This is a genomic window from Mesorhizobium sp. CA10, assembly GCF_020165285.1.
Lineage (GTDB): Bacteria > Pseudomonadota > Alphaproteobacteria > Rhizobiales > Rhizobiaceae > Mesorhizobium.
Window position 1 is genome coordinate 226,880 of record NZ_JAIUHV010000009.1, and the last position, 25,747, is coordinate 252,626.

Below are 25,747 nucleotides of genomic sequence, written 5' to 3' on the forward strand. Positions count from 1 at the left end.
GGGAACAATGCAAAAAGCCGCCCGGTTGTTCCCGGGCGGCTTTTTTCCTTGGGGTTGTGAAACGCTCTATTCCGCGGCTTTCGGGAAGGCCTCCGCCGACCCCGCGCCCGTCTCGCTGGCCGGCTCGTCGGTCATGACCTTGCCTTTGCCGCGCCGCAACAGGCGGCTGAACCAGCCGCGGCGCTGGCCGGGCTTCACCTTGGCGCGGGTGAACACCATCAGCATCGACGGCGTCACCACCAGCGTCAGCAGGGTGGCGAAAGACAGGCCGAAGACGATCGCCGAGGACAGCGAGATCCACCATTGCGTCGACGGCGCGTTGATCGTCGTTTCGTGATGGAAGATTTCGAGCCCGAGGCCGAAGGCGATCGGCAGCACGCCGAGGATGGCCGACACCGCCGTCAGCACCACCGGACGGGCGCGCTCGCGGCAGGTCTGCAGCACCGCATCCATCTTGTCCCAGCCTTCCTCGCGCAACCGGTCGTAAGTGTCGATGAGCACGATGTTGTTGTTCACCACCACACCGGCCAGCGCGATGACGCCGATGCCCGACATGACGATGCCAAAGGCCTCGCCTGTCAGAAGCAATCCGAGGAACACGCCGATCGTCGCCATGACCACGCAGGACAGGACGAGCCACACGCTGGTGAATTTGTTGAACTGCGCAAGCAGCACCAGGAAGATCAGGAAGATCGCCGCGCCAAAGGCCTTGCCGAGGAAGGCGCTGGCTTCCGCGCTGTCTTCGTTGGAGCCGGCGAGCTTCCAGCGAATGCCGCTGCCGAGATCCATATCGCTGACGGCCTTGGTCACCTGCTCCTGCACCGCCGCGACCTGCGCGCCGGCGCTGACATTGGCCTGCACGACCACGGTGCGCGCGCCGTCGATGCGGTTCAGGATACCGACGGTCGGCTCCGGCTTGCGCACGACGAAGTTCGAGATCGGCACCGACCCTTGCGAGGTCTGCACCCTGAGCTCGTCGAGCGTCGACAGCGTGCGCCGATCCTCGGGCAGGCGGAGCCGGATGTCGACCGCATCGTCGGCACCGGCCGGCCGGTATTCCGACAGCTTGAGGCCGTTGGTCACCAGTTGCACCACCGTGCCGACCGAAGTCGGGCTGATGCCGTATTGCGCCGCCTTGGCGCGGTCGACCTCGATCGCCCAATCGACACCGGGCGGCGGCAGGCCGTCCGAAATGTCGATGACATTGGGGATCTTGGCGATGCGTGCCGCGACCGCGCGCGCCTTGTCGTCGAGCCCGGCCGGGTCGACGGCCGAAAGCCTGATCTGGATCGGCTTGCCGGTCGGCGGGCCGGCTTCCGGCACGCGCACTTCGACATCGACGCCGGGAATGCCGGCCATCACGCCGCGCAGGTCGTCGAGGATCTGGTTGGCCGACTTGCGCTCGCGCCAATCGACGAACTCGTACTGGATGACGCCGACCACGTCTTCCGGAATGTCCTGGCCGCCGCCTTGCGTCTTGCCGACGCGGGTATAGACCGACTTCACGCCGGGCCAGCCGAGCAGGCGGTTTTCCGCCGTTTTCGTCGCGGCGTCCATTTCGGCCAGCGAAAGATTGCCGCGGGCATGCACATAGAGCAGGCCGTAATCCGGCTCGACGCTGGGGAAGAACTCGACGCCGGCGCCATATTTCGAATAGGCGAAGCCGACGCCGACCAGAAGTCCGACGGTGAGCAGGATCACCGTGATCGGGAAGCGCACCGCCTGCTTGACCACCGCCATGTACCAGCCGTCGCGGTTGCCTTCCTCGTGATGCTCCGGCGCCTTGGCGAAGATCGCGCCCAAAGTCGGCGCGAAGACCAGCGCGTAGAGCATCGAGGCCGACAGCGTCACGATCAGCGTGATCGGCATATATTTCATGAAGTCGCCGATGATGCCCGGCCAGAACAGCAGCGGCGAGAAGGCGGCGATGCGCGTCATCGTCGCCGCGATGACCGGGCCGGCCATGCGCTTGGCGGCCAGCGCGAAGGCGTCCGCCTTCGGCATGCCCTCGCTCATGCGCCGTTCCGCGAATTCGGTGACGATGATGGCGTCGTCCACCAGCATGCCGACGGCCAGGATCAGGCTGAACAGCACGATCATGTTGATCGTGTAGCCCATCATGGCAAGCAGCAGGATGCCCATCAGGAACGATGACGGGATGGCAAGCCCGATGAGCAGCGAGGCCCGCCCCGACAGCGCGTAGAGGATGACGATGAACACCAGGATGACGGCGATCATCACATGGTTCTGCAGGTCGCCCAGCAGCTGGTTGACGAAGACCGACTTGTCCTGCGTGTAGGTGACATGCATGCCCTCGGGCATGGTCTTAATAAAGGTATCGGACACTTCCCTGACGTGGTTCAACGTGTCGATCAGGTTGGCGCCTATGCGCTTCTTGACTTCGATGGCGATCGCAGGCTTGCCGTTGAGGCGAGTGACCGTCTCGGCGTCCTTGAAGGTCGAGCGTATGGTCGCGATGTCCTTGGTCTGGACCACGGCGTTCGGCGTGGCGACCACCGGCAGGTTCGCGACATCCTCGGGCGTCTCGATCAGCGACGGCACCTTGACCGCGTATTTGCCTTCCGAGCCTTCGAGATTGCCGGCCGCGACCAGGCTGTTGGAGGAGGCGACGCCCTGGATCACCTGGTCGAGCTGCAGTCCGTAGGAGGAAAGCTTCACCGGATCGACGACCACCTCGACAAGGTCGTCGCGAGCGCCCTGCAGCGAGCCTTCGAGCACGCCGGGCACCTCCTCGATGCGGTCGCGCAGCTCGCGCGCGGCCGACGTCAGCACGCGCTCCGGCACATCGCCGGAAAGTGTGACGACCAGAACCGGGAATTCCGAGACGTTGACCTCGTTGACGGTCGGCTCTTCCGCCGCCTGCGGCAGGTCGGCCTTGGCGTCCTGCACCTTGCTGCGCGTATCCTGCAGCGCCGTCGCGAGATCCGTCTGCGGCTGGAATTCGACCAGCACATAGCCGCCGCCCTGGAAGGCGGCTGAGCGCATCTCCTTGAGCCCCTTGAGACTCTTAAGCTTGCTTTCCATCGGCCTGAGCAGCAGGCGCTCGGAATCCTCCGGTGAGATGCCCTGATAGATCAGGCTGACATACATCATCGGAATCGGAACGTCGGGCTCTGCTTCCTTCGGCGTGGACTGGTAGGCGACCCAGCCCGCAACGACCAGAAACAGCAGCGCCGATATGGTGAGGCGAGCGTTGTTGATGGCGAGTCTGACGATATCCATGACTTCGGCCTGTTATGCTTCGGGGGCTGCGGACTGCCATCGCCGGATTGGGCCGGCGACGGACGCGTCCTGCTTTACTGCGTGCCGGCGGTGGCTTCGCCGATCAGCTTGTTGATGGTCGCCTGGTCGGCCTCGACGGGCTTCACCGGATCGCCCTCCTTCACCAGCTCCTGGCCGGCGACGATGATGCGCGCATCTTGCGGAATGCCGCCCAGCACCAGGCCGTGCGGCGTGTCGTCGACCAGGTCGATCGGAAAGAACGCCACCTTGTCGTCCTTGCCGACGGCGCGAATGCCGAGGTCGCCCTTGTCGCCGAGCGTCACCACCGAACGCGGCAGCATGACCGCGTTGGTCGGCTCGGCGCTGAGCGCGATCTCGGCCGTCATGCCGGCGGGGATGGAGCCGTCGGGATTGGGTATCGCCACCTCGACGCGGAAGGTGCGGGTCTGCGCCGAGGCATCGCGGCTGATGTAGCGCACGGTGCCGGTGACCTTCTGGTCGTTGACGAGGCGGACATCGGCCTCGTCGCCGATCTTGACGTAGCGCAGGTCGCGCTCGCTGATCTCGCCGCGGGCGATGACCGGATCGAGCTTCAGGACTGTCGCCACCTCGCCGCCCTGCATCACCGAGCTGCCGAGCTCCACCGGGATGCGATCGATGACGCCGTCGAATGGCGCCTTGACCTCGTTGCGGTCGAGCTCCGCCTGCGCGGTGTCCAGCTGCGATTGCGCCAGCGTCAGGTTGGAGCGGGCGGTGTCGAGCTGCAGCTTCGGCAGATTGCCGGTCTTGGCCAGCCGCTCGGCGGCATCGAGCTCGGCCTTGCGCTGCGCCAGCAATTGCTTGGCATTGTCGACGTTGGAGATCTTCTCCTCGGCCGCGAGCATCAGCACGAGGTCGCCGGTCTTGACGCGGTCGCCCTGCTTGACCGGCAACTTCTCGATGACGCCGGCGACGCGCGTCGCCAGGACGGCCCGCTTGTCGGCCTCGGTCAGGCCGGAGATGCGGATGGCGCGCGCATAGGTTTTGCGCGGCGGCGTCACCACCGCGACCGTGCGCAACGCGGCCTTGGGCTCGGCTTGCGCGGTGTCCGGTTTGGTGGCCTCCGGCTGAGCGGGCTTGCCGGCGTCGGCGTGCTTGTCGGTGGTAACCGACTTGTCGGCGGCGCTACCGACGGACGAAAACTCACCCGTGCCCATCCAGGCCGCGAATCCGATGAGCACGACAATGGCAGCAAGCTTGTGAAACCTGATTTTCGGCATCGTCATTTTTTCCGTTGCAGGACCTGGCGAGGTCGGCGCTTCCGACTTCGGGCGCGCGGCCGATATGGGTGTGCGCGGGGCCTAGTTCAATTTGCCGTGATCGGCGAAGCGCAGCTTCTACCTGAAAGTTGCGGCGCAATATAGTCGGAAAAGTTGTGGTAGCATTGCGAAGTGGAACGTGGTTCCTCGACAAATCCAAGCTTTTCTGCCAGACGGCTGCGCTTTTTTCCGGCGCGCCAATAGTTTTCCATGGCTTCCCTAACGTTACTGGCAGCAGCCGTCAGGATGATGCGGAAAGCTCCCATATGAAGCGCCGATCATCCGCGTTGACCGCGGTTCCGTCCCCGCCATTCCCGGGCTGAAGCTGTCAAGTGATGAGCTTCAGCAGCCGGAAAAGACGCTCGAATGTCTTGCCATAGGGCGGGCGCAGCAGGCCGCTGGCGCTGAGCTTCGACTGGATGAAGATCGGCTTTTCCTTGCTGAAGGTGCGAAAACCCCACTCGCCGTGATAGGCGCCCATGCCGCTGTCGCCGACGCCGCCGAAGGGCTGCCGCTCCTGCGCCAGATGCATCATGCAGTCATTGACCGTGACGCCGCCGGCCACGGTTTCGCGCATGACCCTGCGGCGATTGGCGCTGTCGCTGCCGAACCAGTAAAGCGCCAGTGGACGCTCGCCCCGGTTCACATGATCGATAGCCTCGTCCACGCTGCCATATTCGACGATCGGCAGCACCGGTCCGAAAATCTCCTCGCGCATCAGCCGCAGAGTCTCGCCGGCATTGCGCACCAGCACCGGCGCCATCTTGCGGTCGCTGATGCCGAGCTTCTCGTTCGCAGGATTGATCTCGGTAATGTCGGCACCGCTGTCGCGCGCCTCTGCGATCATGTCGCTCAGCCGCCGGTGATGCCGCTCGCTGACGATCGCCGTATAGTCGGGATTGTCGCCGAAGCGCGGATAGAGCTTCGCGATTGCCGCCGCGAACTTAGCCGCGACCGCCGCGCCCTGGCCTTGCGGGACCATCAGATAGTCGGGCGCGATGCAGGTCTGGCCGGCATTGAGCAATTTGCCGTAGGCAACGCTGGCGACCGCCGCATCAAGATCGCAGGAGGGATCGAAGATCGCCGGCGACTTGCCGCCGAGCTCGAGCGTCACCGGCGTCAGATTGGCAGCGGCAGCCAGTGCCACCTGGCGGCCGACGGCGGTCGAGCCCGTGAACAGGAGGTGGTCGAACGGCAAGGACACGAACGCCTTGCCGACCTCCGCGTCGCCGACCGCCACGCTGATCTCGTCGGCGGCGAAATATTTTTCGACCAGGCTGGCGAGCAGGTCCGAAAATTTCGGCGTCAGCTCCGAAGGCTTGATCAGAACGCGGTTGCCGGCGGCCAGAGCGGCGGTCGCCGGCGCGATGGCGAGCTGGAAAGGATAGTTCCAGGGCGAGACGATGCCGACGACGCCGAGCGGCTGCGGCAAGAGGCGGTTGCGGCCGGGCAGGAACGGCAGGCTGGTGGCGACGCGGCGCTCGCGCATCCAGGCGCCGAGGTGCGACAGCGCATGCCGGATGCCCGCGCGCACGACGAACAGTTCGGCAAGCCGCGTCTCCTGAGCCGAGCGGGCGGAAAAATCGCTGTCGATCGCCGCGCAGATCTCGGCTTCGTGCTTTTCAGTGAGCGCCAGCAGGCGCTTCAGCCGATCCTTGCGCACGTCCAGCGTCGGGAACGGCTCCTTCTCGAAGGCCCTGCACTGCGCTTCAAACCTGACCCCGAGAGCGTTTTGTCTGGTTTGCAGCATCGCGACCTCCCCTTTACGTTCAGGTAAGCTATATCGCCCCGACAACCGAATCCAGCATTGCCCCGGTTCCGCTGGGGAAGATGCTGACAGCCGGAGCGGACTTGCTGACAGGTATGGAAGACATCAGGCGCGGCGGCGCGCGGATTCCGGCTTAATGTGCGCTGCCAGGAACTCCTTGACGCGACGCCCGGGTGCCGGGCCGCGCAGCGGCTTGAAGCCGTCGTCGAGCTCGCCCGACAGGTCGAGCGTCGCTTGGCTGCCGACAGCGTCGTAGTTCTCTTCCAGCCAGTCGCTGGCGGCGCTGCGGCCGAGGTCGCGCAGATAGGCGATGAAAGCCCATTCGGCGTTGACCTTGGACGACGCGGAGAGGTCCTTGAAAGCCTCGTCGGCGTCAATGCGGTGCATGCGGATGTCGCGATATTCGCCATGCGGCAGGCGTCCGGCCGCGATCAACTCCTTGACGAAGGCGATCGAGCGGAATTCGCGCAGCAGCCCGGCATTGAAGGTGATCTCGTCGATGCGGTTCTGGATCTCATTGGCGCTCTTCGGCGTGCCTTCGCGCACCACCGGATTGATCTGCACCAGAAGCACGTCCTCGGTCGCCGCCGTCTTGAAGAACGGATAGAGCGCCGGATTGCCGCCATAGCCGCCGTCCCAATAGGGCACGCCCTTGATCTCGACGGCGCGGAACAATTGCGGCAGGCAGGCCGAAGCCATCACCGTGTCGAGGTCGATCTCGCCGTCGGAGAAGACGCGCAGCTGTCCGGTCTCGACATTGGTCGCCGAGATGAACAGTTCCATCGACTTGCAGGCGCGCACATTGTCGAAGTCGATCTCCTTCGCCACCACATCGCGCAGCGGGTTGAGGCCGAGTGGATTGGCGACATAGGGCGAGAACACCCGCGACATCGTGTCGAAGAAGACATAGCCGGGCGTGTTCTCGATCGACCAATTGCCCCAGACCACGTCCCACGGCATGCGCTGCACCGGGCTGAAACGGCCCTTCGAGGCCACCGCCCGCCAGAAATCCTCGAGCTTCTTGCGCGCGCCTTCCACGCCGCCCCGGACAAAACCGTCGGCCAGCGCCACCGCGTTCATGGCGCCGGCGCTGGTGCCGGACACCGCCGCGATCTCCAGCCGCCCGTCCTCCAGCAGCCGGTCGAGCACGCCCCAGGAAAAGGCGCCATGCGAACCGCCGCCCTGGAGCGCGATGTTGATCTTCTTCTTTTCCTCCGCCTTGCCGTTCTTCGCCATGGCGTTCCTTGTCTCGATGCGCCGGCCTACCGCAGCGTTGTTTGCACGGAGACGACGCAGTCAGCCTATGTTGCAGCGCAGCATATAAGGGCGAACCAAGGCAAGAACACGAACACACAAGCGTGATCATGGGATTTTCCTCGCCCCACGAAGTGGGCTACAGCATGCTGTGACTGGCGCCACTGATCAGGCCGAGGCTTGATTGCCAGGTGGTTCCCCCAATCCGTCGCTGCTTCGCAACGCCACCTTTCCCCCCTCCGGAGGGAAAGCAAGGAGCGTTGCTGGACGAGCATTGACGGCAAAAAGCTTGGCGCCTTTCCTCTACCCCTTCGATCGGGGGAGAGGTGGCTCGGCGAAGCCGAGACGGAGTGGGGGTCGACCAGCGCTGCATAAGACAAGGCATGCGCCAAGCTGCATGCACGCTATCGCCAAAGGCCAGCCGCTTGGAAAGGTGTGCATGCCGTAGCCGAGGTGGGGCGAGGAACCGAACCTCTCAAGCCACGAGATCGGGCACCGGCCCGACATAATGCGACTGTGGCCGGATGAGCCGCCCGGTCGCCTGCTGCTCGCGCGCGTGCGCAATCCAGCCGGCAACGCGGCCGGCGGCGAACACGTTGGAGAAGGCCTCCTTCGGGAAGCCGACCGCGTCCAGGAGGAGCGCTGTGTAGAATTCGACATTGGTCTGGATCGAGCGCTGCGGCTTGGCGATGCTGAGCACCTCGAGCGCCGCCTGCTCCACGGTTTCGGCGAAGGCCAACCTGCTACCCATCTCCTTGCTGCTCGTCTTGTTGCGCGAACCGAGCTGCCGCACGACCGTCTTCAGCGCATCGGCTCGCGGGTCGCGCACGCGGTAGATGCGATGGCCGAAACCCATGATGCGCTGGCCATGGGCGATCTCGTTGCGCAGCCATGCCGTGGCGTCGCCGCTGGCCTTGATGGCGTCCAGCATCTCTATCACCGGCCCCGGCGCGCCGCCATGCAGCGGACCTTTCAGCGCGCCGAGCCCAGCCAGGATCGCCGAGGTCAGTCCGGCCTGGGTCGAGGCCACCACGCGGGTCGCGAAGGTCGAGGCGTTGAGCCCGTGGTCGCAGACCGTCACCAGATAGCTGTCGAGCGCCTTGGTAAGCGCGGGCGAGGCGGAGCCGGAAAGCATGCGCAGCATGTCGCCGGCATGATCGGCTTTTTCGTCGGGAGCAATAGGCGTCTTACCCCGGCCAAGGCGCAGCAAGGCCGGCGTCAGCACCGCAGGCGCCGCGACCAGCCGCAGCGCATCGGCAAGCCCCTCGCCGTCGGGCAGGATGGCCATGCCGGCCCGCATGCCGCTGTAGATGTCGAGCGGCGCCAGATGGGCAAGCATCGGCTGGACGCGGTCAAATACTTCAACCCGCGCCTTGCCGATCGCCTTCTCCAGTTCGGCATCGCTCGGAAGGTCGTCGAAGAAGCCGTCGAACAGCAGACGCACCACCTGCGCGTAGCGCCGGCGGCCGGCGAGTTCCATCAGCGAATGGCCCCGGATGGTGAGGTGCCCGCCCGCACCATCGACATCGGAAAGCACTGTGTCTGCCGCCACAACATCATCGAGCCCATTTGCCATGATCGTCTCCTTGACCTTTGGTGCATGACAATTAATGCTGCACAATCAATGCATCAATCTTGATCAAGACAATCAATGTAAGGTGTCGAATGACGGAATGGCTGACCCGGGATGAGGCGCTGGAGCGGCTCAATGTCCGGCCGCAGACGCTTTATGCCTATGTCAGCCGCGGCCGCATCGGCATGAAGCCGGACGAAGCAGACCCGCGCCGCAGTCGGTACCGCGCCGACGACATCGCCGCGCTCGCCACGCGCCGCGACCGCGGAAGGAGCCCGCAGGCAATCGCCGAAAGCGCCATCGCCTGGGGCGAGCCGGCGATTCCCACGTCAATCTCCACGGTGCTGCATGGTCGTCTCATCTATCGCGGCAGGGACGCGGTGGAGCTTTCGGCGACGGCGACGCTCGAGGAGACCGCCGAACTTCTATGGGCTTCTGCCCGTCCGGTATCGTTCGCCTCGCTGACCCCTTCGGCCGCCCGGCAAAGCGGCACGCCCACCGCCTTCGCCAGGCTTTCGGCGCTCGCCGCCGGAGGCTGGTCCTCGCTCGGACGCAGGCCGGCCATGCTGCAGCAGGACGGCGCCGCCGCGACCAGCGCGCTGGCAACCGCGCTCGGCGCGTCGTCGGGCTCCGAACCCGTGCATATCAGGCTGGCGCAGGGCTGGTCGGTGGAAGCCGCCGGCGCCGATCTCATCCGCAAGGCGCTGGTGCTTTTGGCCGATCACGAGCTCAACGCCTCGACCTTCGCCGCCCGCGTCGCGGCCTCCACCGGCGCGCCGGTCGCCGCCTGCCTGCTCGCAGGCCTTGCGACGCTGACCGGCCCGCGTCATGGCGGCGCCGGCGCGGCGGCGATCACCCTTGTCGAGGATGCCGGGCGGCTGGGTCCGGACGAGGCGATTGCACGCTGGCTCGCTCATGACCGGCCGCTGCCAAGCTTCGGCCACCCGCTTTACCCGGAAGGCGATCCGCGCGCGCAAGCACTGCTGCCTGACCTGGAGATCGATGACGGGATCGTACATCTTCGCGACGCCGTGCTCGCCGCGACCGGACTGCATCCGAACATCGATTTTGCGCTGGCCGCGATGACGCGCAGCCTCAGCCTGCCGGCCGATGCGCCGTTCCGCCTGTTCGCGCTCGGCCGCAGCGTCGGCTGGACGGCCCATGCCGTCGAACAGGTGACCAGCAACCGGCCGATCAGGCCCCGCGCCCGTTACGACGGGCCATTAGCGTGGGACGATGACCATTAGCCGGAACGCGTCTGAGGTCGTCATTCTAGGGCGGAGCAAGGAGCGAAGCGACGCGCGCAGACCCTAGAATCCATTCCGTGACGCTAAGGCGTTGCAACGTATACAGAATTCTGCACCGTTGCGCCGTACGGCGTCGGTCACGGAATGGATCCTCGGGTCAAGCCCGAGGATGACGAAGGGGTGGGCCTTTGCGCCAATCTCCAGCGTTCGCGACCGCCGCGAAACGGCGGCACACCCGTCAGGACATCGTGTCCAGCTTGCGCTGCATCGCCGCAATCTGCGCCTTCAATTCCTGCAGATCGTCGCCCTTCTCTTCCTTCTTCGCTGGCTCGGCGGCCGGCGCTGAATTGCCGCCGGCGGGCGGGAACGGCGTGAACATGCGCATGGCGTTCTGGAACATCTCGACATTGCGTCGCGTCTGTTCCTCGAGCGCCTTGATCGGCGTCTTCATCATGTCGATCGGCGTTTTCCCGAAGGTACCCTTGAGCTGCTCGCGAAACCGCTCCTGCTCCTTGGAGAAGGCGATCATCGATTGTTCGAGGAAGCTCGGCACGATCATCTGCATCTGATCGCCGTAGAAGGAGATGAGTTGGCGCAGGAACGGGATCGGCAGCATGTTCTGCCCGTCCTTGTTCTCCAGCTCGAAGATGATCTGCGTCAGCACCGGATGCGTGATGTCGTCACCGGTCTTTGCGTCCTGGACCGTGAATTCCTCGCCCTTCTTGACCATCTCGGCCAAGTCCTCGAGCGTCACATAGGTGCTCGTGCCGGTATTGTAGAGCCGGCGATTGGCATACTTCTTGATGACGATCGGGTCGTCTTTTGCGGCCATCCGTATCCTCCCCAGGACACCGGCACCTCTAGGAGTAAGCGGCCGGTAACGATTGCGCCCTTTATCGAGGATACGCGCAAAAGCCTCACAATTCCAAGCGGTTTGTGCACTGCGGCATCAATTAATGCTGCAGGGCATGACAAAATTCGCCGCGCGGTCAACGTCATGTTGCCACAACCGGCGCGCGCCCTGCTTGCCGCGCATGGCGGCCATGCCCATTTCCGGTTTGACTCGGCTGCCTGAACCGGCAAGAAAGTCTTCAAGGATAGCCTAGAACACGACACCTCGAAGTCTGGAGAAGAAAATGTCCGCTTCCAATTCCATCGTCGTCGCCAGCGCCGCTCGCACCGCGGTCGGATCCTTCAACGGCAGTTTCGCCGCCACGCCGGCGCATGAGCTCGGCGCCGTCGTCATCAGGGAATTGCTGGCGCGCGCGAACGTCGAGGCGGCGGAAGTCGACGAGGTCATCCTCGGCCAGGTGCTGACCGCCGCGCAGGGACAGAACCCAGCCCGCCAGGCCTCGATCAATGCCGGCCTGCCGAAGGAGACCACGGCCTGGGGCCTCAATCAGGTTTGCGGCTCGGGCCTGCGCGCCATTGCGCTCGGCATGCAGCAGATCGCCACCGGCGACGCCAAGGTGATCGTTGCCGGCGGCCAGGAATCGATGTCGATGTCGCCGCATGCCGAGTACCTGCGCGCCGGCGTCAAGATGGGGGACTACAAGATGATCGACACCATGATCAAGGACGGCCTGTGGGATGCCTTCAATGGCTACCATATGGGCAACACCGCCGAGAACGTCGCCCGCCAGTTCCAGATCACCCGCGAAACCCAGGACGAGTTCGCGCTCGCCTCGCAGAACAAGGCGGAGGCTGCGCAGAAGGCCGGCAAGTTCAAGGACGAGATCGTCGCCTTCACCATCAAGGGCAAGAAGGGCGACACAACAGTCGACCAGGACGAGTACATCCGGCACGGCGCGACGCTCGACGCCATGACCAAGCTGAAGCCCGCTTTCGACAAGGACGGCACGGTCACCGCCGCCAACGCGTCGGGCATCAATGACGGCGCCGCCGGCGCGCTGCTGATGACCGAGGCCGAGGCCGTGCGGCGCGGCATCACCCCGCTGGTGCGCATCGCCTCCTGGGCGACCGCCGGCGTCGATCCGGCGATCATGGGCACAGGGCCTATTCCCGCTTCGAAGCGGGCGCTGGAGAAGGCCGGCTGGTCGGTCAAGGACCTCGACCTCGTCGAGGCCAACGAGGCGTTCGCCGCGCAGGCCTGCGCCGTCAACAAGGGCATGGGCTGGGATCCCTCGATCGTCAACGTCAACGGCGGCGCCATCGCCATCGGCCATCCGATCGGCGCTTCGGGCGCCCGCGTCTTCAACACGCTGGTCTACGAGATGCGTCGCCGCGGCGCCAGGAAGGGCCTTGCCACGCTGTGCATCGGCGGCGGCATGGGCGTTGCGATGTGCGTGGAAGCGCTGAACTGAGCGAATAGCGAATAGGGAGTAGCGAATAGGGAAAACGGCGTCGGCGCAGCAGGCTTCAATCCCCTACTCGCTATTCGCTACTCCCTACTCGCTCCTCCGATCAACAGGGAGGAGCACACATGACCAAAGTAGCAATCGTCACGGGCGGAACACGCGGCATCGGCGCGGCGATATCGGTCGCCTTGAAGACCGCCGGCTATTCGGTCGCGGCGAACTATGCCGGCAATGACGAGGCGGCCCAGAAATTCAAGGCCGAGACAGGTATCCCCGTCTACAAATGGTCCGTCGCCGACTACGAGGCCTGCGCCGCAGGCATCAAGCAGGTGGAGGCCGATCTCGGTCCGGTCTCCGTGCTGGTCAACAATGCCGGCATTACTCGCGACACCATGTTCCACAAGATGACGCCCGCACAGTGGAAGGAAGTGATCGACACCAATCTGTCCGGCGTCTTCAACATGACGCATCCTTTGTGGAGCGGCATGCGCGACCGCAAGTTCGGCCGCGTCATCACCATTTCCTCGATCAACGGCCAGAAGGGTCAGATGGGCCAGGTCAATTATTCGGCCTCGAAAGCCGGCGATATCGGCTTCACCAAGGCGCTGGCTCAAGAGGGGGCTCGCGCCGGCATTACCGTCAATGTCGTCTGCCCCGGCTACATCGCCACCGACATGGTCATGGCCGTGCCGGAAAAAGTACGGGAGTCGATCATCGCTCAGATCCCGGTCGGTCGCCTCGGCGAGCCGGAAGAGATCGCGCGCTGCGTCGTCTTCCTGGCTTCTGACGAAGCCGGCTTCATCACCGGCTCGACCATCACCGCCAATGGCGGCCAGTATTTCGCCTGATACCATTTGTTGCCAGGCGGCTCCGGCACCGGAGCCGCCTTTTTGTCCCGCCGGCAGCCCGGCGCGACACCTTGCCTCAATTCGGCACGCAAAAGTTAACGGCCGCAGCCACGTTCTGTGCATAACCGCTGCGACAAGCTGTGAATTCTCGGTGGGCAAGCTGTGGATAACACCATATCTAGGGGTGAACAAACCGGGAAAACCGCCAGATCGCTGATTCGTCGCCGATTCGTTCCGGCTTTGGCCGGAAAGTTAACAGTGGACGGTGCAAACGTCACCGAACTCGTTAAAAGCGATTAAGAAAAGTCAACAATTTCAGACCGTTGAAGTCTGCCCTCAGGTCGGGCCTGACCGTTGTTCGGCAAAGGTTAACGACGACCGGGGTCCGGCCGAGGCCAAGCAGGAATTGGGCCAATTCGGCGATTCAGCATGTGGTGAGACTCACCGTCAAAAAATCCACATATAGCCGTGAACAAAACCTGAATCAGAACGAGTCACCGATTCGTCGCTGATTCGTTCCAGACTCGTTCCAGCTGTTAACAAGCAGCCGATTTTGGCTACCCCCTCCGGCATAGCCACTTCGCGAGGGAACATTCCGCTTTCGCTTCACGCCCGAAGTCCCTATGTGTCGCCTGTCACACGCGGCGGCAGCGCCGTGCTTCAGACTACGAGCGGCAGAAACCTTATTTCCGAGCCGATGAACATCCAGCCGAAACACTCCCAGCCGCTGATCCTTTCGGGCCGCGACGTGACGGCCGTGCTGGGCCCGACCAACACCGGCAAGACGCATCTCGCCATCGAGCGAATGGTCGCGCATGAGACCGGTGTCATCGGCTTGCCGCTGAGGCTGCTTGCCCGCGAGGTCTATGCGCGCGTCTGCGAGAAGGTCGGCGCCCATAAGGTGGCGCTGATCACCGGCGAGGAGAAGATCGTGCCCGCCGGCGCAAGGTATTCGGTTTGCACCGTCGAGGCGATGCCGCGCGAGACCGACGCCGCCTTCGTCGCCATCGACGAGGTGCAGCTCGCCGGCGATCTCGAGCGCGGCCATATCTTCACCGATCGCATCCTGCATCTGCGCGGCCGCCAGGAGACGCTGCTCCTGGGCGCGGCCACCATGCATGGCATCCTGCAGCGCCTGTTGAAGGGCGTGTCGGTGGTGACGCGGCCGCGCCTGTCGCACCTTGCCTATGCCGGCTCGAAGAAGCTCACTCGGCTGCCGCGGCGCACGGCGATCGTCGCCTTCTCGGCCGACGAGGTCTATGCCATCGCCGAGCTGATCCGCCGCCAGCAGGGGGGTGCTGCCGTCGTGCTCGGCGCTCTTTCCCCGCGCACCCGAAATGCCCAGGTGGAGATCTTCCAGTCCGGCGATGTCGACTATCTCGTCGCCACCGACGCCATCGGCATGGGCCTGAACCTCGATCTCGATCACGTCGCCTTCGCTCAGAACCGCAAGTTCGACGGCTATCAATACCGCAACCTGACCGCCGCCGAGCTTGGCCAGATAGCCGGCCGCGCCGGCCGGCACCTGCGCGACGGGACGTTCGGCGTCACCGGCCAGGTCGACCCGTTCGACGAGGATCTGGTCGCCAAGATCGAGGGACACGATTTCGATCCGGTGAAGGTGCTGCAGTGGCGCACCGCCGATTTCGACTTTTCCAGCCTCGATGCGCTGAAGCGCTCGATCGAGGCCAATGCGCCTGTCGAAGGGCTGACCCGCGCGTTGCCGGCGGTGGATGCGCAGGCACTGGAGCAGCTATCGCGCGACGGCGACATCCGCGGCTTGGCCACCGGCAAGGAGCGCGTGGCGCTGCTTTGGGAAGCCTGCGCGCTCCCCGACTATCGCAAGATCGCGCCGGCACAGCATGCCGATCTTATCGCCTCGATCTATATGGACCTTGCGCGTCACGGCCATGTCGATGAGAATTACATGGCCGAGCAGGTGCGGCGCGCCGACACGACGGAAGGCGATATCGACACGCTGTCGCACCGGATCGCGCAGATCCGCACCTGGACTTTCGTCTCCAACCGCCCCGGCTGGCTGGCCGATCAGCTACACTGGCAGGAAAAGACGCGCGAAATCGAAGACAGATTGTCGGATGCGCTGCATGAGCGGTTGACGAAACGCTTCGTAGACCGCAGGACTTCCGTCCTCATGCGGCGCCTTAGAGAAAATACCATGCCTGAAGCCGAAATCAGCCCGTCCGGAACCGTCCTCGTCGAAGGCCATCACGTCGGCGAGTTGCAGGGGTTCCGCTTCACCGCCGACCAGAGCGCCGGCGGCGAGGACGCCAAGGCGGTGCGCACCGCCGCCCAAAAGGCGCTCGCGGCCGAGTTCGAGGCGCGCGCCGAGCGCTTTGCCGCCTGCGCCAATGGCGACCTGGCTTTGGGCTCGGACGGTGTCCTGCGCTGGATCGGCGCGCCGATCGGCACGCTGGTCGCCGCCGACGAGGCGCTGAAGCCGCGCCTGGTTCTGCTTGCCGACGAGCAGCTGACCGGCCCCGCCCGCGACAAGGTCGCGGCGCGCGCCGAGCGTTTCGTCAATTTCCAGATCGAAACGCTTTTGAAGCCGCTGGTCGACCTGAAGAATGCCGACCAGCTCGCCGGCATCGCGCGCGGCATCGCCTTCCAGCTGGTCGAGCATTTCGGCCTGATCAATCGCCGCGACATCGCGGAGGAGATGAAGTCGCTCGACCAGGAAGGCCGCGCAGCGCTTCGCCGCCTCGGCGTCCGCTTCGGCGCCTACCATGTCTTCGTGCCGGCGCTGATCAAGCCGGCGCCGGCTAGCCTGGTGACGTTGCTCTGGGCGCTGAAGAACGACGGCAAGGACAAGCCCGGCTTCGGCGATGTGGTGCATGCGCTGGCTTCCGGCCGCACCTCGGTCGTCATCGACCCGGCCTTCGACAAGACCTTCTATAAGCTCGCCGGCTACCGCAATCTCGGCCGCCGCGCCGTGCGCGTCGATATCCTCGAGCGGCTTGCCGACCTCATCCGCCCGGCAACCAACTGGAAGCCCGGCCTCGGCCAGCGTCCGGACGGCGCCTATGACGGTCACGCCTTCATGGTGACGCCGCCGATGATGTCGATCCTCGGCGCCACGGCCGACGACATGGAGGAGATCCTGAAAGGTCTCGGCTATCGCTCGGAGGCCAAGCCGGCCGCCGAGGTTAAGGCGAAGCTCGACGCGCTGGACGACGCCGCCCGCGAAGCGGCCGCGGCCAAGCTCGCCGCGGATAATGCCGCGCGCGCCGCGCGGGAGGCAGAGGCACAAGCTGCGGCAACTGATACCGTCGCGGAGGCAACGGTCGAGGGCTCGGAGCCAGCTGCCGCCGAAGCTCCGGCCGAAGCCGTCGCGGAAGCGGCAGCGGAGCCTGCCACGGGAGCGCCGGCAGAAGCTCCGGCCGACGTTCCGGAAGAGGCCGCCGCTGTGGAAGACGCCGCAGCGGTGGACATTGCGGCAGCGCCCGAGTCGGCCGAAAGCGCCCTTATCTCCCCCTCGATGGGGGAGGTCGCGGCGCGAAGCGACGCGGGTGGGGGTGACCGCGCCGACGATGCAGACGGCACCAACACCACCGGCGCCGGCGCTCCCACCGCCCCGGCGCTACGCGCCGATCCTCTCCACGAGGGGGAGGGTAGTGCCGGCGAGGCGCCAGCCGAAGCCGAGGAACCAAAACCTGTGCTCCTGTGGCGCCAGGCGCGTTTCGACCATCAGCGTCCGCGCCATCGCCACGACAACCGTCGCGACAATCGCCCGCGCGGCGCCCAGCCCGCACGCGAGGCAGGCGCAGCAAGCGGTCAGCCCAGCGATCGGCCCGCCCAGGAAGGCCGCCGCGAGCAGCGCGAAGGCGCCGGCAAGCCGCGCTTCGACCGCTCGAAGTTCAAGCCGAGGCCCGAGACGGGCGACCGGCGTGAGGGCGCTGAACGGCGCGAAGGCAAGCCGCAAGGCGAACGCCGCGAAGGCAGGCCGGACTGGAAGGGCGGCAGGCAGGACGGCAAGGGCAACGCTCCGGGCGGCAAGCCAGCCTTCCAGGGCAAGCCGCGCGAGGAACGCCCACAGCGCTTCGATCCGGATTCGCCCTTCGCCAAGCTCGCCGCCTTGCGCGACCAGCTGAAGAAATAGGCTAGAGCATGATCCCGAAAAGTGGGACCCGGTTTTCGGGCGAGATCATGCTCCAACAAAGCTAGCCGCGATGGTTGGAGAAGGCCGCCAGCGCATCGATAAATGGCTGTTCTTCTCGCGCGCGGTGAAGTCGCGGTCCTTGGCGGCAAAGGTCGTCGTCGCCGGACGCGTCCGCATCAATCGCGACAAAGCAGCGCAGGCCTCGGATCTGGTCAAGCCCGGCGACGTGCTCACCATCACGCTCGAGCGCCGTATCCTGGTCTGGAAGGTGCTGAACTGTGGCGCCAGGCGCGGCCCGGCCGACGAGGCGCGGCTGCTTTACGAGGACATGTCGCCAGCGCCGACACCCAAAGGCGAGGCGGTTCCGGACGCCATTCCGGCGCTTCGCGAGGCCGGCAGCGGCCGCCCGACCAAACGCGAGCGGCGGCAGACCGACCGGCTGCTCGGCGACGACTGAGATATAGCCGGGCCGCGGCACGGCTGCAGCAATTCCATGAAAACTGCGCAACGGTTAGGCCGGACGACTTCGCCGAAGCTTTCCGGCTGGAATTCCATTCCGCGACACCGGCTCCGCCTGCAATCCCTGCCCTTGCATGCGGCGGGCAAAGGCGTTACCTCAGCCGAAAAGCCCAGCAAAATGGGACGTTCCGGAGCCTGCAATGACCTATGTCGTGACCGACAATTGCATCAAATGCAAATATATGGACTGCATCGAGGTCTGTCCGGTCGACTGTTTCTACGAGGGCGAGAACATGCTCGTCATCCATCCTGACGAGTGCATCGACTGCGGCGTCTGCGAGCCCGAATGCCCGGCCGACGCGATCAAGCCGGACACCGAGGGCGGCCTCGACAAATGGTTGCAGATCAATTCCGAATACGCCGAGAAGTGGCCCAATATCACGGCCAAGAAAGAGCCGCCGGCGGACGCCAAGACCTTCGACGGCGAGACCGGCAAGTTCGAGAAATATTTCTCGGCGGAGCCCGGCGAAGGCGATTGATATAGCGGCCGGGAACACCGGCATGACGCGGCGTAACCGGACCGATACAATTGCTGTCTTGACGGGCAGCGCTGCCGCTTGGCGTTAGCGAATGCAGCAAAACCTTGATTCTTCCGACTTTTTGTGTTACATCAACGAAACATGCCGGTGACACAACGTCGATTTATGGCGCTAACGCCCCAAATCACTGAAAGGTGAGCTTTTAGATCCGGACCAGAGCGATCTGGGGCAGGCGGTCGCATTCGTGCGATATGCCGGCCCTTGGCTTTTCCGGTGGGTTCATCCTGTTGCGCGGCTAACGGTCGGCTTTGCCGACCTCGTGGGTTCGAGCCGGCATGATGCCGGCTGCACAACTAAGGAGTTCAGGGCGTAATGGCAACGATCACCCCGCAGAAGAAGTCCAACGCGGCTCGCCACGGGTTCAAGACCGGCGAATTCATCGTCTATCCGGCGCATGGCGTCGGCCAGATCGTGGCGATCGACGAGCAGGAAGTTGCGGGTCACAAGCTGGAACTGTTCGTCATCGATTTCCAGAAGGACAAGATGCGGCTGAAGGTGCCGGTCGCCAAGGCGACCTCGATCGGCATGCGCAAGCTGTCGGAAGAGGATTATGTCGACCGCGCGCTGAAGGTCGTGCAGGGCCGCGCCCGCATCAAGCGCACCATGTGGTCGCGCCGCGCTCAGGAATATGACGCCAAGATCAACTCGGGCGACCTGATCTCGATCTCGGAAGTTGTGCGCGACCTCTACCGCGCCGACAACCAGCCGGAGCAGTCCTACTCCGAGCGTCAGCTCTACGAAGCCGCGCTCGACCGCATGGCCCGCGAGATCGCCGCTGTGAACCGCATGTCGGAGACCGAGGCGGTGCGCCTCATTGAGGTCAACCTCAACAAGGGTCCGAAGCGCGGCGCCAAGGCAGACAATGAGGAAGCCGAGCAGGAAGAAGCTGCCTGAGCTTTTTCGCTTTTGAGTTTACGAAGAACCCGGCCTCGCGCCGGGTTTTTTGCTTGTGGCCTCTCGCATATAGCGCCCCCCGCACCCAGCCTCCGCTTCGCTCGGCTGACCTCTCCCCGAGGGAGAGGAGGTTGTCAGCGCCGGCGCCAAGCTCTTCTCCCCACCGGGGAGAAGGTGGGCGCGTAGCGGCCGGATGAGGGGGCCAGCGCCGCCCTATGCGATTGGCCCCACAAGTAGAAAGTTGGGAGGCTTAGCCGCCGCCTTCCTTCTGCGCCTCCTCTTGCCTGAGCGAGGCGATGAAGCGCTTGGTTCGCGCGCGCTCCGGATTGTCGAACACGACCGAAGCCGGGCCTTTCTCGACGATGACGCCAGCATCCAGGAACACCACCTCCTGCGCGATCTTCGAGGCGAGCCTGAGATCATGCGTGGCCATCACCATTGTCGTGCCTTCGCGGGCAAGCTGTCCGAGCACGTCGACCACTTCCTGCGCCAGTTCCGGATCGAGCGCAGAGGTAGGCTCGTCGCAGAGCAGCACGCGCGGCGACGGCGCCAGCGCCCGGGCGATCGCCACGCGCTGCTGCTGGCCGCCGGACAGCGTCGCCGGCCAGGCGTCGGCCTTTTCCGCCATGCCGACCTTTTCGAGCAGCGCCATCGCCCGCTCGCGCGCCCTCGGCTCAGGCCATTTCAGCACCGTCACCAGCCCTTCCATGACATTCTCGATCGCCGTGCGGTGCGGGAAGAGCTGGAAATTCTGGAACACCATGCCGGTCTGCAGGCGGATGCGCTGGATATCCTTGGCCGGCACCTTGCCACCCGGATGAAACGCAAGCGTCTCGTCGCCGATGCGCAAGGAACCGGAGGTCGGGATTTCCAGCAGGTTGATGCAGCGCAAGAGCGTGCTTTTGCCGCCGCCCGAAGGGCCGACCAGCGCGGTCACGCTGCCCTCGTCGAGGGTGACGGTCACGCCCTTCAGCACCAGATTGTCGCCGAAGCGCTTCTCGATGTTGCTGAGGCCGATCATGCGTTGGCCTCCAGGAACCCGCCATAGCGGTTGAGCCGCACTTCCAGCCGCGCCTGCAGCGCCGACAGCACCGAGCTCAACGCGAGATAGAGCGCGGCCGCCTCGACATAGAGGATAAGCGGCTCATAGGTGGTGGCGACGATGCGCTGCGCGGCCTGGAACATCTCGGGCACCGTGATCGCGGCGGCCAGCGAGGTATCCTTGACCAGCGAGATGAAGGTGTTGGAAAGCGGCGGCACGGCAACGCGGCCCGCCTGTGGCAGAATGGTGCGCCGCATCGCCTGGCTCCAGGTCATGCCGATCGAATAGGAAGCTTCCCACTGCCCCTTCGGCACCGAGCCGATGACGGCCCGGATGATCTCGGAGGTGTACGCGCCGATATTGAGCGTGAAGCCGATCAGCGCGGCGGGAAAGGCATCGAGCAGAATGCCGACCGACGGCAGGCCATAGAAGATCAGGAACAACTGAACAAGCAGCGGCGTGCCGCGAAAGATCCAGACATAGAAGCGCACCAGCGCGACCAGCGGCTTCGGACCGAACAGCCGGATCAGCGCCGTCACCAGTCCGGCGATGAGCCCGAGCGCGAAGGACAGGAGCGTCAGCGGCACGGTGAAGATCAGCGCCGCCCACAACAGCGTCGGCAACGATTCCAGCATCAATTGCAGCCAGTGCGGCACGAAGCGCTTCTCCCTTCCAGATACGGCGGCGCGTCCCCCGTATGGACTGACTATCATGCAAAAACCGGCGGGCCGTCAAAGACGACCCCGATGAATGTCGTGCAAAAACAGCGGGTCGTCGAAGACGGCCCGCCGGTATCCGAGCAAAGGACGATTGCCTTACTTCGAAACGTCCTGGCCGAAATACTTGTCGGCGATCTTCTGGTAGGTGCCGTCGGCCTTGATGTCGGCCAGCGCCTTGTTGATGGCCGCGACCAGCTCCGGATCGCCCTTGCGCAGGATGACGCCGGAATAATCGGCATTCTCTTCCTGCGCCGCGATCTTCACATTGGCGTCCGGCTTGTGCTTCTTGAAATCGAGGAAGGACAGGCTGTCATTGATCGTGGCGTCGGCGCGGCCAGTGAGCAGAAGCTGGATCGACTGGTCGAACCCGTCGGTGCCGACGAGCTCGGCGCCGTTCTTCTCGGCGAGCTTGCCGAAATTGGAGGTCAGCGACTGCGCCGACTTCTTGCCCTTGAGATCGGCGAAGGTCTTGATATCGGTGTTGTCGCCACGCACGATCAGCACCGCCTTCGAGGCGATGTAGGGATCGGAGAAATCATACTTGGCCTTGCGCGCATCGGTGATGCCGACCTCGTTGATGACGGCGTCGTAGCGGTTGGCGTCGAGGCCGGCGATCAGGCCGTCCCACTTGCCTTCAAGGAACTGAATCTTGACGCCGAGCTTGTCGCCGATGGCCTTGGCGATCTCGACGTCGAAGCCGACCAGCGCGTTGGACTCATCGTGATAGGTGAAGGGCGCATAGGTGCCTTCAGTGCCTACCTTGAGCACCCCGGCTTGCTTGATCTGGTCGAGATTGGCGCCGGCATAGCCGGCGGTGATCGCCAGAACCTGCAGCGTTCCGGCGATAAGAAGCGGTTTGAGCCATTTCATTTTTCTGTGATCCCGTTTTGACCGGTGCCCCGGCGCGACTGTGCGAGCCGGAAACTGGCAGATAGAAGGCTGCAAAATAAGGAACCAGATTTCAAAAATCGGCTCTGCCAGAAATCTGATTCTCTAAACCGCCGAGAATTCGCCAAAAGGCTTTCCCGGCAGATAACAGAATATTTCCGTCGGCACCATCTACCCCCTCGGGCGGCGGAACCATCCATGCGCCTGACACGTTGCATGGCTGTTGTAGGGCGCGGCGGCATCTTTTCAACCGCCATACGCGCAATCGTCGCAAAAGGAGCCGGCATGATCGAAGACGCGGCAGGACGGACATTGGTCCGGGCGGCAATGAAGGCTCCATACCTCGAGCGCGACGAGGAGCATGTCCTTGCGCTCCGTTGGAAGGAAGAGAACGACCAGCACGCGCTGCACAGGATCACTGTCGCCCATATGCGCCTTGTGATCTCCATGGCCTCGAAATTCCGCCATTACGGCCTGCCGCTCGGCGATCTCATTCAGGAGGGGCATGTCGGCCTGCTCGAGGCGGCCGCCCGTTTCGAACCCGCGCGCGAAGTACGCTTCTCGACCTATGCCACCTGGTGGATTCGCGCCTCGATGCAGGATTACATCCTGCGCAACTGGTCGATCGTGCGCGGCGGCACCAGTTCCGCGCAGAAGGCGCTGTTCTTCAATCTCAGGCGTCTGCGCGCGCGACTCGCCAACGGCGCCGAGCCGCTCTCCAATGCCTCGCTCTACCGCGAGGTCTCGGCGGCGCTGGGCGTGCCGGAGGCCGACGTGGCGATGATGGATTCGCGCCTGTCTTCCCCCGACAGCTCGCTCAACGCGCCTTTGGCCGACGAGAACGGCGCCGCCGAGCGGATGGATTTCCTGGTTTCCGAAGACCCGCTTCCCGACGAGATCGTCGGCGAGAGGATCGACGTCCAGCGCCGCGCTATCTGGCTGCGGAGCGCGCTCGGCGCGCTCAATGCCCGGGAGCTTCGCATCATCGAGGAGCGCAGGCTGAGCGATGACGGCGCCACGCTGGAATCGCTTGGCGAACAGCTCGGCATCTCCAAGGAGCGCGTCCGCCAGATCGAGGCGCGTGCCATGGAAAAGCTGAAGCTGGCGCTGGTGAAGCAGAACCCTGAATTCCTGGCGGAAGCCGCCTGAAGTCAGTCCGGGCCAAGCTCAAAGATTAAGAAATTTATTAATAAGAGCACGCCGTCATCGGGGCAATTTTTCCTCGGTGATAACTAGGATTGTGAGCTCTTTAACAGACTGTTGCGCCGCAATCGGCTTTTTGACTCCTCCAGATCACACCACATGGGGGATTTGCCATGCTGCGATGCTGCGCGTTGATTGCACTCTTGATCCTCGTGGGTCTCACGACGTTTCAAGCGCATGCCGAGCGAAGGGTTGCTCTTGTGATCGGCAATTCGCAATACCGCGAAATCCCGACGCTCAAGAACCCGGACAAGGACGCGGAGAACGTGTCGAGGACATTCCGGCTGGCCGGCTTCGAGGTGTTCGCCGCCAAGGACCTGACCAAGCTTCAGTTCGAAGAGCGGTTCCGCAACTATCTGGCGGCGGCGGACGGCGCCGATCTGGCGGTCGTCTATTATTCGGGGCACGGCTTCCAGATCGGCGGAGAGAATTTCCTGATCCCGGTCGATGCGTCGCTGAAAGATGCGGCCGACATGGAGGTCCAGGCCATCAAGGTCGACGACATATTGCGGCAGCTGCGCTCGAGATCGAAAGTCCAGATGATCATCCTCGACGCTTGCCGCAACGATCCTTTCCCGCGCAAGGACTATTGGCTGGGCGACCAGTTGATCGTCGCCGGCGGCAGCGGCCTTGCGCAGGTAACGGGCTCGCAGAACACGCTGATTGCCTTTGCCACCGAGCCCGGCGCTGTCGCCTATGACGGGTCCGGCGACCTCAGCCCGTTTTCGTCGTCCTTCTCCCGCCGTGCGCTGGCGCCAGACCAGGAGATACGGTCGGTGATGGCGGCCGTCCGCCGCGACGTGGTCAAGGCCACCAACGGCAAGCAGGTTCCGTGGGAGAACTCCTCGCTGATCGACGACGTCGTGCTGATGCGCGGGGCGGAGCAACCGGCGCCGCCGCCGGAAGCTGAGCAGGACCAGCAGACGGCGGAACGCGGAATCCAGGTGGCCGACGCCGCCGAAGCGATTGGACGTCGCGATATCCAGGTCCCGCTCGGCGTCGGTCCGGTTCCGCTGAAACTGGAGCTTCCGGCCAAGGATGCCTCTATCAGCCTCAAGCTTGCGAGCTACCCGGCGGCCGGCACGCTGTCCCTGCCCGACCGCGTCCTTTCGCCGCAATCGAGCCTGACGGCCCCCGAGGTCGACAAACTGCGCTACGAGCCGCAGATCGGTTCGGTCGCGCCCGTCGAAGTCGGCGTCGATATCCGCGCGGGCAGCGCCGCGAAGCGGTCGACGATGCAACTCTCGCCGAGCGTCGACCCTTGCGACCAAGCCGCCGGCGAGCCGCTCGACCTGCAGGGTGTTGTCTCGGGCCGCTTGCCGAACGAGATCGGCGGCGGAGCTGTCGAAGCTTGCGAGGCGGCGGTGAAGTCCTATCCCGACATTGCGCGCTTCCGCTACGAGTTGGGGCGGGCACTGCTGGCGTCGGGCCGGATCGACGAAGCGAGGAATGTGATCCAGGAGGCGGCCGATAAGGGGCACGTCCGTGCCGTGTACGAACTCGGCTACATCGCCGCATCCGGAATGAGCGCGGCTCCGGATTTGACCAAGGCCAACAGCCTCTATGCGCAGGCGTCGGACAAGGGAGATCCCTACGGCATGACTGCCTTGGGGCGCGCTTTGTTCGACGGTGTTGGCGTCCAGCGCGACACCGGCAAGGGACTGGACCTGCTGCTCCAGGCAGCGGCGATGGGGCATGTCGATGCCACCAAGGACCTTGCGGTGATCTTCAAGGAAGGCCGCAACGGCGTGCCCGCCGACCCGGCGCGCGCCTTGGCTTTCCTCCGAGCCGGCATCGACCGGCAGGAGGCTTATTCGATGGCCATTCTCGGTCTCTCGCCCAAGCGAAGCGAAAAGACGGTCCCTGTGTGCAAGCCCAAGGTGGTGACCAAAGTGGTCACGAAGATAAAGGTGGTCCGTACCCCCGCGCCAAAAGCGCCGCCACCGGTCACCAAGATACCGGCCAAGCGCATACCGAACGGCACCGGATCCGCATCTTGGCGTGGCAATGGCGGCGATCACCCCGAGCCCCGCGGCGGCGGATCTGACAGCGGCAGCACCGACGGTGACAGCACCGGCAGCACCGAAACTGGCAGCACCGGCACTGGCAGTACCGGCAGCACTGACTCCGGCAGCACCGACACTGGCAGCACCGGCAGCACTGATTCCGGCGGCACTGATACTGGCAGCACCGGCGGCTCTGACGGGATCAGATAGCAGCAGCGATGGCGTGGCAGCGTCGAGAGAGCATGATCCCGATAAGTGGGAACCGGTTTCG

General features: G+C 64.5%; 19 protein-coding genes. 9 read left to right on the top strand and 10 right to left on the bottom strand.

Annotated elements, in window-relative coordinates:
- Positions 1-66: 66 nt before the first annotated feature.
- The 6 genes from LB535_RS20135 to LB535_RS20160 all read right to left on the bottom strand — a co-directional run bounded on the left by LB535_RS20135 (position 67) and on the right by LB535_RS20160 (position 9,139).
- Positions 67-3,243: an efflux RND transporter permease subunit gene (locus LB535_RS20135; RefSeq protein ID WP_224633418.1), complete on the bottom strand. Its 3,177-nt coding sequence runs from the start codon at positions 3,241-3,243 to the stop codon at positions 67-69.
- 74 nt (positions 3,244-3,317) lie between these two features.
- Entirely contained in the window at positions 3,318-4,502 is a 1,185-nt protein-coding gene (locus LB535_RS20140; RefSeq protein ID WP_224633419.1) for an efflux RND transporter periplasmic adaptor subunit, read from the bottom strand.
- 86 nt (positions 4,503-4,588) lie between these two features.
- Entirely contained in the window at positions 4,589-4,807 is a 219-nt protein-coding gene (locus LB535_RS20145) for a hypothetical protein (protein ID WP_224532704.1), read from the bottom strand.
- Positions 4,808-4,869: 62 nt separating this feature from the next.
- The gene (locus LB535_RS20150) at positions 4,870-6,291 is read right to left on the bottom strand and encodes a coniferyl aldehyde dehydrogenase (protein ID WP_224633420.1); all 1,422 of its coding nucleotides are present in this window, start codon (positions 6,289-6,291) and stop codon (positions 4,870-4,872) included.
- A gap of 123 nt (positions 6,292-6,414) precedes the next feature.
- Positions 6,415-7,545 carry a patatin-like phospholipase family protein gene (locus LB535_RS20155; protein ID WP_224633421.1) on the bottom strand — a complete coding sequence of 377 codons (1,131 nt, stop codon included), beginning with the start codon at positions 7,543-7,545 and terminating at the stop codon, positions 6,415-6,417.
- A 493-nt stretch (positions 7,546-8,038) separates the two neighbouring features.
- Positions 8,039-9,139, bottom strand: a complete 1,101-nt coding sequence (locus LB535_RS20160; RefSeq protein ID WP_224633422.1) for a citrate synthase/methylcitrate synthase — start codon at positions 9,137-9,139, stop codon at positions 8,039-8,041.
- An 89-nt stretch (positions 9,140-9,228) separates the two neighbouring features.
- On the opposite strand from LB535_RS20160, the gene LB535_RS20165 reads away from it, so the two are divergent.
- A complete protein-coding gene (locus LB535_RS20165; RefSeq protein ID WP_224633423.1) occupies positions 9,229-10,383 on the top strand; it encodes a citrate synthase family protein in 1,155 nt (384 codons plus the stop codon).
- Between the two features lie 238 nt (positions 10,384-10,621).
- On the opposite strand, the gene phaR is transcribed toward LB535_RS20165, so the two are convergent.
- Positions 10,622-11,215 carry a polyhydroxyalkanoate synthesis repressor PhaR gene (gene phaR / locus LB535_RS20170; RefSeq protein WP_095767308.1) on the bottom strand — a complete coding sequence of 198 codons (594 nt, stop codon included), beginning with the start codon at positions 11,213-11,215 and terminating at the stop codon, positions 10,622-10,624.
- 304 nt (positions 11,216-11,519) lie between these two features.
- Between phaR and LB535_RS20175 the strand changes: the two genes are divergently transcribed.
- The 6 genes from LB535_RS20175 to LB535_RS20200 all read left to right on the top strand — a co-directional run bounded on the left by LB535_RS20175 (position 11,520) and on the right by LB535_RS20200 (position 19,618).
- Entirely contained in the window at positions 11,520-12,707 is a 1,188-nt protein-coding gene (locus LB535_RS20175; protein WP_224633424.1) for an acetyl-CoA C-acetyltransferase, read from the top strand.
- 119 nt (positions 12,708-12,826) lie between these two features.
- Entirely contained in the window at positions 12,827-13,549 is a 723-nt protein-coding gene (locus LB535_RS20180) for a beta-ketoacyl-ACP reductase (protein WP_095767306.1), read from the top strand.
- A gap of 697 nt (positions 13,550-14,246) precedes the next feature.
- Entirely contained in the window at positions 14,247-17,666 is a 3,420-nt protein-coding gene (locus LB535_RS20185; RefSeq protein WP_224633440.1) for a helicase-related protein, read from the top strand.
- 70 nt (positions 17,667-17,736) lie between these two features.
- The gene (locus tag LB535_RS20190) at positions 17,737-18,123 is read left to right on the top strand and encodes an RNA-binding S4 domain-containing protein (RefSeq protein WP_224633425.1); all 387 of its coding nucleotides are present in this window, start codon (positions 17,737-17,739) and stop codon (positions 18,121-18,123) included.
- 202 nt (positions 18,124-18,325) lie between these two features.
- Entirely contained in the window at positions 18,326-18,664 is a 339-nt protein-coding gene (gene fdxA, locus LB535_RS20195) for a ferredoxin FdxA (RefSeq protein ID WP_095767304.1), read from the top strand.
- A gap of 372 nt (positions 18,665-19,036) precedes the next feature.
- Positions 19,037-19,618 (top strand): CarD family transcriptional regulator, encoded by a 582-nt coding sequence (locus LB535_RS20200; RefSeq protein ID WP_040991750.1) that lies wholly within the window; start codon positions 19,037-19,039, stop codon positions 19,616-19,618.
- A 250-nt stretch (positions 19,619-19,868) separates the two neighbouring features.
- On the opposite strand, the gene LB535_RS20205 is transcribed toward LB535_RS20200, so the two are convergent.
- The 3 genes from LB535_RS20205 to LB535_RS20215 form a co-directional block, all read right to left on the bottom strand.
- Positions 19,869-20,639, bottom strand: a complete 771-nt coding sequence (locus LB535_RS20205; protein ID WP_224633426.1) for an amino acid ABC transporter ATP-binding protein — start codon at positions 20,637-20,639, stop codon at positions 19,869-19,871.
- Positions 20,636-21,316, bottom strand: coding sequence for an ABC transporter permease subunit (locus LB535_RS20210; protein WP_027166691.1), 681 nt, complete (start codon positions 21,314-21,316; stop codon positions 20,636-20,638). Before LB535_RS20210 ends, LB535_RS20205 begins: the two co-directional genes overlap by 4 nt.
- A gap of 159 nt (positions 21,317-21,475) precedes the next feature.
- Positions 21,476-22,249, bottom strand: coding sequence for an amino acid ABC transporter substrate-binding protein (locus LB535_RS20215; protein WP_224633427.1), 774 nt, complete (start codon positions 22,247-22,249; stop codon positions 21,476-21,478).
- Between the two features lie 303 nt (positions 22,250-22,552).
- Between LB535_RS20215 and LB535_RS20220 the strand changes: the two genes are divergently transcribed.
- Positions 22,553-23,416 carry an RNA polymerase factor sigma-32 gene (locus LB535_RS20220; protein WP_095767541.1) on the top strand — a complete coding sequence of 288 codons (864 nt, stop codon included), beginning with the start codon at positions 22,553-22,555 and terminating at the stop codon, positions 23,414-23,416.
- A gap of 167 nt (positions 23,417-23,583) precedes the next feature.
- Complete coding sequence (locus LB535_RS20225; protein WP_224633428.1) at positions 23,584-25,686, top strand: caspase family protein; 2,103 nt, start codon at positions 23,584-23,586, stop codon at positions 25,684-25,686.
- Positions 25,687-25,747: the final 61 nt, after the last annotated feature.